At 69.7% G+C, this 10562-nt stretch carries 10 protein-coding genes and 1 pseudogene; 2 read left to right on the top strand and 9 right to left on the bottom strand.

The genetic code is table 11. The features are described from left to right. The 3 genes and pseudogenes from J7E68_RS03150 to J7E68_RS03140 all read right to left on the bottom strand — a co-directional run. Nucleotides 1–194: pseudogene (locus J7E68_RS03150) on the bottom strand (ABC transporter permease); the annotation flags it as partial. Then, complete coding sequence (locus J7E68_RS03145; RefSeq protein ID WP_311416167.1) at nt 191–1855, bottom strand: ABC transporter substrate-binding protein; 1665 nt, start codon at nt 1853–1855, stop codon at nt 191–193. The pseudogene J7E68_RS03150 and the gene J7E68_RS03145, both read right to left, overlap by 4 nt. Nucleotides 1856–1973: 118 nt before the next feature. Further along, on the bottom strand, nt 1974–2426 hold the full coding sequence (locus J7E68_RS03140; protein WP_215169768.1) for a MarR family winged helix-turn-helix transcriptional regulator: 453 nt from the start codon (nt 2424–2426) through the stop codon (nt 1974–1976). Nucleotides 2427–2488: 62 nt separating this feature from the next. Between J7E68_RS03140 and J7E68_RS03135 the strand changes: the two genes are divergently transcribed. Beyond that, complete coding sequence (locus tag J7E68_RS03135) at nt 2489–2857, top strand: VOC family protein (protein ID WP_215169766.1); 369 nt, start codon at nt 2489–2491, stop codon at nt 2855–2857. 17 nt (nt 2858–2874) lie between these two features. Here the strand turns inward: J7E68_RS03135 and J7E68_RS03130 are convergent, their stop codons facing one another. From J7E68_RS03130 to rsmI, 3 genes are read right to left on the bottom strand one after another with little or no spacing between them, the layout of a single operon-like run. After that, nucleotides 2875–3981 carry a LacI family DNA-binding transcriptional regulator gene (locus J7E68_RS03130; protein ID WP_215169764.1) on the bottom strand — a complete coding sequence of 369 codons (1107 nt, stop codon included), beginning with the start codon at nt 3979–3981 and terminating at the stop codon, nt 2875–2877. After that, nucleotides 3978–4634 carry a class I SAM-dependent methyltransferase gene (locus J7E68_RS03125; protein WP_215169762.1) on the bottom strand — a complete coding sequence of 219 codons (657 nt, stop codon included), beginning with the start codon at nt 4632–4634 and terminating at the stop codon, nt 3978–3980. The genes J7E68_RS03130 and J7E68_RS03125 overlap by 4 nt, the downstream gene beginning before the upstream one ends. Then, nucleotides 4634–5452 carry a 16S rRNA (cytidine(1402)-2'-O)-methyltransferase gene (gene rsmI / locus J7E68_RS03120; protein ID WP_215169760.1) on the bottom strand — a complete coding sequence of 273 codons (819 nt, stop codon included), beginning with the start codon at nt 5450–5452 and terminating at the stop codon, nt 4634–4636. The genes J7E68_RS03125 and rsmI overlap by 1 nt, the downstream gene beginning before the upstream one ends. A gap of 48 nt (nt 5453–5500) precedes the next feature. Between rsmI and J7E68_RS03115 the strand changes: the two genes are divergently transcribed. Next, nucleotides 5501–7054, top strand: a complete 1554-nt coding sequence (locus tag J7E68_RS03115) for a phospholipid carrier-dependent glycosyltransferase (RefSeq protein WP_215169757.1) — start codon at nt 5501–5503, stop codon at nt 7052–7054. 28 nt (nt 7055–7082) lie between these two features. Here the strand turns inward: J7E68_RS03115 and J7E68_RS03110 are convergent, their stop codons facing one another. From J7E68_RS03110 to J7E68_RS03100, 3 genes are all read right to left on the bottom strand, one after another. Further along, on the bottom strand, nt 7083–8882 hold the full coding sequence (locus tag J7E68_RS03110; protein WP_215169755.1) for a thioredoxin domain-containing protein: 1800 nt from the start codon (nt 8880–8882) through the stop codon (nt 7083–7085). 48 nt (nt 8883–8930) lie between these two features. Continuing rightward, complete coding sequence (gene msuE, locus J7E68_RS03105; protein ID WP_215169753.1) at nt 8931–9503, bottom strand: FMN reductase; 573 nt, start codon at nt 9501–9503, stop codon at nt 8931–8933. Nucleotides 9504–9579: 76 nt separating this feature from the next. Further along, nucleotides 9580–10416, bottom strand: coding sequence for an aldo/keto reductase (locus tag J7E68_RS03100; RefSeq protein ID WP_215169751.1), 837 nt, complete (start codon nt 10414–10416; stop codon nt 9580–9582). Nucleotides 10417–10562 lie beyond the last annotated feature (146 nt).

Genomic DNA, 10562 nt, shown 5'->3' with positions numbered 1-10562 from the left:
GACCCGGTCGGCACGCCGAGGTGGGCCTCGATCGCGGCCCGCGTCGCATCCGACACCGGGCCGTTCTGCGAGAGCTTCGCGATGGCGGCGTCGGCGGGCGAACCCGGCATCAGCCGCGGCAGGAAGAAGTTCAGGGTGACCGCCGCCCACAGGGTGAGGACGAACAGCCCGATCTTCTGGAAGACGTACTTCATCGGTCGTCCTCCTTGCCGCGCTCGAGCCGGGTGAAGATGCCCAGCGGCGCCGAGTCGTAGTTCTGCGGGATCATGTACGGGTCGTCCTCTGTGGGCCAGCCGGTGAACTTGGAGTCGTTGACCAGGCCCCAGATGCCGCCGTAGTACAGGCCGATGACGGGCAGATCGTCATAGACGATGCCCTGCAGCTCCTGCACGATCTCGGTCTGTCGGGCCGCGTCCACGGTCTCGCGGTACTCCGAGAGCAGAGCATCCGCGTCATCCGAGCGGTACCGCTGGAAGTTGTTCGCGGTCGCTTCGCCGGACGGCACGTAGAACTCGCTCGAGAGCATGTTGTTGTATGCCTGGTACACGTCGCCGTTGCCCATGCCGCCGATGGCCATCTCGAAGTCGCCGTTGCTGATGGCGCTCTGGTATCCGGCCGGCTGCGGCAGCTTCAGCGTCACCTTGACGCCGACGTCGGCGAGCTGGCTCTGCACGGTCTGCGCGGCGCGGGTCCAGTCGGAGAAGCCGTTGGCCGTCGTCAGCGCGAACTCGAGCTGCTTTCCGTCGGCCCCCACGAGCCGGTCGCCGTCGAGGGTGTACCCCGCCTCGGCGAACGCGGCGAGTGCGGCATCCGTGTCCTGCGTGATCATTCCCTTGTCGGGGATGCTCGGGTCGAGGAACTCCTCCTGGTTGGGAAGGATGAGCCCGGTCTGCCCCGCGGGCTCCATGTAGCCCTCGGAAGCCGTCTCGGCGATCTCGTCGCGATCGAGCGAGAGGGCGATGCCGCGGCGCACGTTGACGTCGTCGAACGGGGCGACCTCGAGGTTCGGCATCAGCGCGATCACGCCGCCCGGCGGGAACCACCAGGCGTTGTCTTCGCTCGCGGCGCCCCAGGTGCCCTCGACGTCGGAGATGAAGGAGTAGGCCCAGTCGTACCCGCGGGTGACGGTGTCGAGCTGCGAGTTCGTGGACGGCAGGATGATGTGCTCGATCTCGATCTTGTCGGCCTGCCAGTAGTCGGGATTCCTGTCGACCGAGTACTGCTGGTCGTTGTAGTTGCCGAGCACGAACGGGCCGGTGCCGACCGGGTTCTCGTTGCGATACGTGCCCGGATCCTTCACGTCGGACCAGAGGTGCTCGGGCACGATCATGGTCTGACCGAGGATCGGCAGCGAGGGGGCGTCATCGGTCTGCAGGTGCATGATGACGTCGTTTCCGTCGACCTCGACGCTCTCGAGATGCTGCCAGGCTCCCTTGATGTCGAGCGAGGGGTTGTCCTTGAGCAGCTGGAACGTGAACACCACGTCGTCGGGCGTCAGCTTCTCGCCGTCGCTCCATTCGACGTCGTCGCGGATCGTCATCACGATCGTGCGGGCGTCGGGCTGCGACCACTCGCTCGCCAGCCACGGGTTCTCGGTTCCGTCGAGCGGGTTCACCAGGATCAGCGGCTCGTAGATCCACCGCGACGCGGTGCGCGTGTTGGTGAGATACGGATTGAAGTTCCGCGTGAAGAAGGGGTTTCCCTTATCCGCGTTGATGAGCATCGTGTCGTCGCCGATCGATGGATCGGGCTGCGAACTGATCTGGATGCTGCAACCGCTGAGCACGACGGCTGCTGCCGCCAGTCCCACGATCGCGGCTCTCCGCCAGCGCCGGAGCATGTGCGTCTTCGCCACACTGCCACCTCATGTCGTCTGTGTCATGAAGGGGGTCCCGCGGGTCGGGGCGCCCCACGGCCGAAGCCGCATGAGCGATTGTAAGCGCATACATTTTGCGTGCGCAACCCCTTGACGATCATTCAGGCGCGGCTCGCAGCGACCGGGTCATGCTCTGGAGCGCCCGGAACGCCGCAGTCTGCTCGGCATCCGTCATGCCTGCGAGCATCCTCACCTCCACCGATCTGACCGCAGAGGTCGCGGCAGCGAGACTCTCTCTGCCGCGCGGCGTGAGGCTCGCCGGGAGCACTTTGCCTGCCGGCGGCTCGGCGGGCCTTGAGACGAGCCCGTCACGCTCGAGCGCCTGGAGCAGCACGTTCATCGACTGGCGGGTCACGAACGCACCGCGTGCGAGCTCGGAGTTCGACAGGCCGGGGCGCTGGGCCAGCAGCTCGAGGCACGAGTAGTGCGTGATTGTCATGCCGAGCGGGCGCAGCACCTCCTCCATCGCCGCGCGCAGGGCGCTCGCTGCCTCTTTGAGCAGGTACCCGAGGGATGTGTCCAGGTCGATGCCGACACCGTCTTGACTCATGTCAGTATTCTGACATAGATTGATCCGTGTCAGATAACTGACACCGAACGAAAGAGCGCATCATGCCCGTCACCGGCCCCGATTTCATCTCGCTGCAGACCCGCGACCTCACCGCCTCCCAGGCGTTCTACGAGAAGTATCTCGGCCTGGTCCGCTCGCAGGCGGGCCCGCCGCACGCCGTGGTCTTCGAGACGACGCCCATCGCCTTCGCGCTGCGCGACCTCGCTCCCGACACCGACCTCGATGGGGTCGACCAGCCGGGCATCGGCGCCGCGATCTGGCTGCACGCCACGGACGTGCAGGCGATCCATGATGCGCTCGCCGCCGACGGGCACACGATAGCCGCCGCCCCGATCGACGGCCCGTTCGGCCGCACGTTCACGTTCGCCGACCCCGACGGCTACCGCATCACGCTGCACGATCGCGCCTGAACGTGGGGCCGGACTCCTCAGTGGGGGCGCTGCGAACTCTCGCGGACGAGGATCTGCAGCGGCAGACGCACCGTCATCGGATCAGCGTCCGGCCGCTCGAGGCGCCGCGCGAGCAGCTGCACGGCGGCGCGACCGAGGTCGATCATCGGCTGGCGGACGGTGGTGAGCGTCGGTCGCGACAGCGCGGCGGCCTCGAGCCCGTCGAAGCCGGTGACCCGCACATCGTGCGGCACACGGATGCCCGCTGCGCTGAACGCGTCGATCGCCCCCAGCGCCATCTGGTCGTTGGCCGCGACCAGCACCGACGGCGCCCCGCGAGCGATCAGCTGCTCGGCCGCGGCATGACCCGATGCGCGGGTGAAATCCCCGCGGAGCACCGTCACGTCTTCAAGGTCGATCCCCGCCTCGGCGACGGCGGCGGTGAAGCCGTCCCACCGCTGCGCGCCGTCGGGTGAGTCCTCCGGGCCACCGAGGAAGGCGATCCCCCCGGGGTCGGCCTGCGCGAGCACGAGACGGGTGAGCTCGGTCATCGCCTCGGCGTTGCTGACCGTGACGTGGTCGTAGCTGTCACCCCGCGCGGGGCCCGAGAGCACGACCACCGGAATGCGCTGAGCGAGTCGGGCGAGCACGTCGTCCGGCACACTCTGCGCCAGCACCATCAGCCCGTCGACCCGGCCGGCGATGTCGCGCACGGTCTCGCGGGTGGGGTCGTCGCGGCCGACGCCGATCATCAGCACGAAGCCCTGCTTCCAGGCCTCGAGCTCGGCCCCGCGCAGCACCTCGTCGAGGAACAGCATGGTCGGATGCGGCGCATCGGCATCCGTCGACGCCTGCTCGACCGTGAACGGCGGCGTCCCGGCCTGTTCGTCGGCCAGCACATCGAGGATCGGTGCATCCTCCGACGCGTCGAATCCCGGAAAATAGAGCCCCAGCACGCCGGTGCGGCGCTCTGCCAGCCCCCGAGCGGCACCACTGGGCACGTATCCGAGGGCCGAGACCGTGTCGAGCACACGTTCACGGGTCGCGGGGCGCACCGCATCCGGTTGCCGCAGCACGCGCGAGACCGTGGCGATCGAGACCCCTGCGCGCTCTGCGACGTCGTAGACGGTCGCCTTCTTGCTCACGCTCGGTCCTCCTCGGGTTGCGTGTGCACCAGGGTACCCGGCGCGAGGCGGGCGACGAGCGAGCCGTGGGGGCGGGTGCTGATCTCGCCGGGTTCGCGGCCGCGGGTCTCGACGGATACGACGTCGGTGCCCGCATGGACGAGGTCTGCGGCGAGCGCCTCGGCAGACCAGAAGTACGCCGGGGCGATCGCGTGCGCGAACGGCTCGCGCGCCTCGCCGTCGAAGAATCCGATCAGGATGCTGCCGCCGGGGGCGAGAACGCGACCGAACTCGGCGAGGATCTCGGGCAGATCAGCCGGTGGGGTGTGGATCAGCGAGTACCAGGCGAGGATGCCGCCGACCGTTGCGCTCTCGGCAGGAAGCGAGCGGAACGAGCCGTGCTCGAAACGGATGCCGGGGTGACGCGCCCGTGCGGTCTCGATGAACTCCGAAGACAGGTCGACACCCCACGCCTCGCGTCCGCCGTCACCCAGGAAGGCGGTCCAGTGCCCGGGGCCGCACCCTGCGTCGAGCAGCAGTCCGGATGTGCTGTCACGCCATGCCGCGATCGTCGCCGCATCCCGAGCATCCATCTGCGCGATCGTGCCGGCCATCCCGACGTACTCCGGGGCGCGCGCATCGTATGCCGCCGCGATGCCCGCATCCCGACCCATCAGCTGCGAGCCGCGAGCGCCGCCTGGTAGAGGTCGCGGGACGACAGTCCGGTGGCCGCGGCGACCTCGGCGCACGCCTCTTTCAGACGCACACCGGATGCCACGAGCCGCTGCACCTGCGCCAGAGCGTCTTGCGCAGAGGACTCCCGGTGCGGTGCGCCCTCGACGACGACCACGATCTCGCCCTTGACCCCTGCGCTCGCCCAGTCGACGAGCTCTGCCGCCGTGCCACGGCGGACCTCTTCGTAGAACTTCGTCAGCTCGCGGCAGACCGCGATGCGCCGGTCTTCGCCGAAGGCGGTGCCCATGTCGGCGAGCGACGACGCCAACCGCGCGGGGGACTCGAAGAAGATCATCGTGCGAGGCTCTGCGGCGAGCGCCCGCAGCGTCGACCGCCGCTCCCCCGGCTTGCGGGGCAGGAAGCCCTCGAAGGTGAAGCGATCGGTCGGCAGCCCCGAGATCGACAGGGCCATCAGCACCGCGCTCGGACCGGGGATGGCCGTCACGGTCACACCCTGCGCCACGGCCTCGGCGACGAGCCCGTAGCCGGGGTCGCTGATGGCGGGCATCCCCGCATCGCTCATCACGACCACATCGGTCTCGGCGGCGAGCATCGCGAGCTCTGCGGCCTTCTGCTTCTCGTTGTGGTCGTGCAGGGCGATCAGACGCGGCCGGTTGCTGATCTGCAGCGCCTGCATCAGCCGCTGGGTCGTGCGGGTGTCTTCGGCGACGACGACCTCGGCGTTCTCCAGCACCTCGACGAGGCGACGCGAGACATCCCCGAGGTTTCCGATCGGTGTTGCAGCGAGGATGATCACCTGCCCAGCTTAGGCGGGGCGCACCGGCGGGTTGTCTAGGCTGGAGCGGTGACCGCGCCCGTGCCTCTGCTGCCTCCGCCCGAGCAGCGACTGACGCGCTACGGACAGCTGCGCGACCGCATCCTGCTCGACGCCCGCCGGAGGCGGATGCTCGGCTGGGTCGCGCCTCTCGTCGTCACCGTGCTGGCCGCGGTGCTGCGCCTGATCAACCTCGGACACCCGCACCAGCTCGCCTTCGACGAGACGTACTACGTCAAGGACGCCTGGTCGCTGTGGACTCTCGGCTACGAGGGCACCTGGGGCGAGAAAGCGAACGAGGCGTTCATCACCCTGCAGAAGCTGCCGCTGTCGGAGTCGGGCGCCTTCATCGTGCACCCGCCGCTCGGAAAGTGGCTGATCGCGTTGGGGATGGCGGTCGGCGGCCCCGACAACACGGTGGGCTGGCGCATCGCCGTGGCCGTGCTCGGCTCGGCCACCGTGCTGCTCGTGTACCTCGTCGCCCGCCGACTGACCCGCTCGATCGCCCTCGCGACGGTCGCCGCGCTGCTGCTCGCCGTCGACGGCCTCAGCATCGTGATGAGCCGCATCGCCCTGCTCGACGGCCCGCTGACCTTCTTCCTGCTGCTCGGCGCACTGTTCATCCTGCTCGACCGCGATCGCACGATCCCCGTGCTCGAGCGCCCCGACCTCGAATCCCCCGATCCGATGTGGGGTCCGGTGCTCTGGCGACGCCCCTGGCTGATCGCGGCGGGGGTGGCCCTCGGCGCCGCGTGCGCCGTGAAGTGGTCGGGGCTGTACGCCCTCGCGGCCTTCGGGCTCTACGTCGTGGTGACGGAGGCTCTCGCTCGGCGTCGCGCCGGGATCGTGCTCTGGCCGAGCGCGGCCGCGTTCCTGCAGGGACCGGTGTCGTTCGTCCTGCTGGTCGTGCCGGCCCTGGCCACCTACCTGGTGAGCTGGACCGGCTGGCTCGTCACCGCCGGCGGCTACGCCCGCGACAGCGACCCGAATCCGCTGGTCGCCCTCTGGAACTACCACCAGGCGATCCTGAACTTCCACGTGGGCCTCAGCAAAGGACACCCCTACGCCAGCCCGGCCTGGGAATGGCCCCTGCTGCTGCGCCCCACGGCGGTGTGGGTGGGCACCGACCCCGCCCCCTGCGGCGTGGACCACTGCATCGCCGTGATCTCGACGATCCCGAATCCGATCATCTGGTACGCGGGAGTCGCAGCCGCCGTGTACCTGATCTACCGGATGGTGCGCGGCTGGATCGAGCGTCAGCCGGTGGGGCCCGCAGTCACCTTCCCGCTCGTGGGTCTGGCTGCGACGTACATCCCGTGGCTGATGTTCCCCGAGCGCACGATCTTCCAGTTCTACACGGTCACGATGGTGCCGTTCCTCGTCATCGGGCTCGCCGTCGTGCTGCGCCAGATCGCCGGACGGCGGGAGGACACGCTGCACCGACGGCAGTCTGGTGAGCGCACGGTGATCGTCTTCCTCGCCGTCGTGCTGCTCATCTCGGCGTTCTTCTACCCCGTATGGACCGGCATCAGCGTTCCCTACGACTTCTGGCGGCTGCACAACTGGCTGCCCGGCTGGATCTGAACGACCCACACCGGCACGGGCTCGCCGATCAGCGCGCGAGGGGAAGTTCGGCGGGATCGACCACCGGAAGTCGGCACACGAACGACCGGCAGTCGAAGGCCTGCTCACCCGCACCGCCCTTGCCCTCGAACAGCTCGAATCCGGCGTCGGCGAACGACCGCGCCTGCCGAGGCGTGACGACGCAGGCGACGTCCGCATCCGCGCGGCGTCCGGCCACGGCGAGCGCTCCGGTCGGATCCTCGGTGACGACGACGATCTGTCGCGGCCCGTCGATCAGCCCCGCAGCCGTGCGCAGCAGGCTGCCGTGCGCGAACGGCAGAGCGAGGGCAGACGCCGCGTGCGCACGCACCTGCTCGGTGGCAGCCTGGCGATACCGGTCCCCCGCCCCGAGGCGCCAGGCGGTGAGAGCCGCGGATGCCAGGGCGGCCGCACCCGAGGGCAGATCCCCATCGGTCTGGTCAGGCGCGACCGCGATGCCGTGCTCGGTGAGCAGCGGGTCGCGCTCGACGCCGGCCAGTGCCCGCTCGAGCAGCCCGCGCGCCGTGACCGCCCAGGCCGCCTCGCCGGTCGCGACGGCGAGCGCGAACAGCCCCTCGGCGAACAGGGCGACATCGGCCGTGGTCGCCACCGCCGCCGAGGCGACGCCGTCGAGCGAGGCTCGCACGAGGGCGCCGGTCGAATCCGTGTTGACTCGCCCCACCGCCTCGGCCGCGGAGGCGGCGGCTTCGACCCACTCGGTCTCACCGAGGGCTGCGCCCGCCCGAGCGAGCGCGGCGATCGCGAGGCCGTTCCACCCGGTGATGACCTTGCCGTCGACCGCGGGAGGCTCGAGGCCCGCGCGCTCATCCACCGGGCGCAGGTAGTACCCGCCCTCGCTGCGCGCTCCGTCGATCCACGACTCCGAGTCCTGCGCCGCACCGAAGCCGCCGCCCTCGCGACCGAGGGTGCGCAGCAGGAAGTCCGCGACACCGCGCGCCGTCGCCTCGTCGCCCGCGTCGAGGGCGATGGCGAGCAGCTGCGCGTTGTCGGTCAGCATCCGCTCGTAATGCGGCACGGTCCAGTCGCGCTGCGTCGCGTAACGGAAGAAGCCTCCGTCGGCATCGTGCAGAGCGGATGCCGCCATCGCCGCGAGCGCCCGGTCTGCCGACGCCGCGGCATCCGGAGCCTCACGGCGCACCAGCGGGGTCTGCAGCAGGCTCAGCGTCGTGGCGACGGGGAACTTCGGCGCGCCGCCGAATCCGCCGAACAGAGTGTCTTCGCGGGCCGCGATCGCCTCGGCTGCCGCGGCGACGGATGCGGTGTCCGGCAGCTCTGCGGGGGTCGAGTGCGCCGCTCTCGCGAGAGCGTCGGCGACGGCATCGGCCGACTCCACGGCCTGGGTGCGACGCAGCGTCCACGCCTCCTGCACCGCGGCGAGCACGTCGCGGAAGGCGGGCATGGGCTGCCGCGCCTCGGGCGGCCAGTAGGTGCCGGCATAGAACGTGCGACCCTGCGGCGTCGTGAACGCGGTGAGCGGCCAGCCGAGGTTCTGCGTGAACGCCGACGCCGCAGCCATGTAGGCGCCGTCGACGTCGGGATGCTCCTCCCGATCGACCTTGACCGCCACGAAGTCGCGGTTGATCAGGGCGGCGGTGTCGGGATCGGCGAACGACTCCCTGGCCATCACGTGGCACCAATGACAGGTCGAGTAGCCGATCGAGATCAGCAGCGGAACGTCGCGGCGCTGCGCCTCGGCGAAGGCCTCCGGCCCCCAGGGATACCAGTCGACAGGGTTGTCGGCGTGGGCGCGGAGATAGGGGCTGAGCGTGTCGGCGAGCCGGTTCGTCATACGCCCACGCTACGCCGCCCCGCTCGCAGCCGCCCCGCTACGACCCGCTCAGGAGACGAGCAGCTGTTCGGCCGGTCGAGAGGCCGCGTAGCCGACGAGAGGCAGCGCGCGATCGGCTGCGAGAGAGATGCGCGCCTGCAGCACGTCGGATGCGATCACGTAGCCGTCGAAGTCGGTGTCGCTGGCGTAGACGCCGAGAGGCAGCGTCAGCGCCTGGAAGAACGCGAAGAGCGGCCGCAGCTGGTGCTCGATGATCAGCGCGTGACGCTCGCCCCCGCCGGTCGCCGCGAGCAGAACCGGCTTGCCGACGAGCTCGTACTGACCGACGAAGTCGAACAGGTGCTTGAACAGACCGGTGAAGGACGCCCGGTACACGGGACTCCCGACGATCAGCAGATCGGCCGTCTCGATCGCGACGAGCTTCTCCTCGACGTTCGCCGGCAGGTGGTCGCGACGAAGGGCCCCGGCGAGCGAAGGCCCGATGTCGGTGAGCTCGATGACCTCGATCTCGACCTCGGCGCGCTGGGCGACCGCACCCGCGATCGCACGGATGAGGGCCGTGGTCTTGCTGGGCTCGTGCAGAGAACCGGAGACGGCGACGACGCGGTAGGGAGCTGTCATGCGGTTGACGCTACTCACGACGACGCCCCGTGTCGCGGGAAGCGACACGGGGCGTCATCTGTCGAAACGGGGCGCCTCAGTTGACGTCGTCAGGGTGTGCGCCGACGCGGCCCGAGCCGTCGAGCGGGTCGAGGGCATCGATCGACGCGACCTCGGCGTCGGTCAGCTCGAAGCCGAACACGTCGAGGTTCTCGCGCAGGCGCTCGGCGCGCACCGACTTCGGGAACACGATGAAACCGCGCTGCAGGTGCCAGCGCAGCACCGCCTGGGCGGGGGTGACGCCATGGGCTGCTGCGGCCTCGGCGATCGCGGGCGTGCCGAACAGGTCGTACTTGCCCTGGCCGAGGGGACCCCACGATTCGATGCGGATGCCGTGCTCGGTCGCCCAGTCGACCACGTCGCGCTGCTGGTAGGCCGGGTGCAGCTCGATCTGGTTGACCGCGGGGGTCACTCCGGTCTCTGCGACGACGCGCTCGAGGTGCGGCACGAGGAAGTTCGACACGCCGATGCTGCGCGTGAGGCCGGCCTCGCGCAGCTCGATGAGCTTGGCGAAGGCGTGCACGTAGTCGTCCTTGGCCGGGGTCGGCCAGTGCACGAGGTAGAGGTCGACGGCATCCAGCCCGAGCTTCTCGAGGCTCTCGCCGATGGCGGCGCGGGGCTGCTCGTCGTGGTGGCGGTCGTTCCACAGCTTCGTGGTGATGAACAGCTCGTCGCGGGCGATGCCGGAGGCGGCAATGGCCGCTCCCACACCCTCTTCGTTGCCGTAGATGGCGGCCGTGTCGATGTGGCGGTAGCCGATCTCGAGCGCCTCGCTCACGGCGCGCTCGGTCTCATCGGCCGGAACCTTGAACACCCCGTAGCCGAGCTGCGGGATGGAGTGGCCGTCGTTCAGTTCGAGTGCAGGAATCGTCATGCACCAAGCCTAGAAGCTGTCGTGGCCGGTGGGGTCGACATCGCGACAGCCGCGCGCCCGACGAGTCGTTCGAGCGGCCCGCGGCCGAACAGGATCGACCACAGCGTGGTCGCCAGAAGCAGCACGATCGCCGTCGCCATCCAGAA

It is taken from the genome of Microbacterium sp. ISL-103 (assembly GCF_018613995.1).
In the GTDB taxonomy this organism is placed as follows: Bacteria; Actinomycetota; Actinomycetes; order Actinomycetales; family Microbacteriaceae; genus Microbacterium.
Note: the sequence above shows the minus strand (reverse complement) of the source record. Positions and strands in the feature narration are given on the sequence as shown.

Coding starts and splice junctions, on each gene's coding strand:
- J7E68_RS03125 (WP_215169762.1), bottom strand. CDS start 4,634: ATGGGTCGGGATGCGGGCATCGCGGCGGCATACGATGCGCGCGCCCCG.
- J7E68_RS03140 (WP_215169768.1), bottom strand. CDS start 2,426: ATGAGTCAAGACGGTGTCGGCATCGACCTGGACACATCCCTCGGGTAC.
- msuE (WP_215169753.1), bottom strand. CDS start 9,503: ATGACAGCTCCCTACCGCGTCGTCGCCGTCTCCGGTTCTCTGCACGAG.
- J7E68_RS03110 (WP_215169755.1), bottom strand. CDS start 8,882: ATGACGAACCGGCTCGCCGACACGCTCAGCCCCTATCTCCGCGCCCAC.
- J7E68_RS03100 (WP_215169751.1), bottom strand. CDS start 10,416: ATGACGATTCCTGCACTCGAACTGAACGACGGCCACTCCATCCCGCAG.
- J7E68_RS03135 (WP_215169766.1), top strand. CDS start 2,489: ATGCCCGTCACCGGCCCCGATTTCATCTCGCTGCAGACCCGCGACCTC.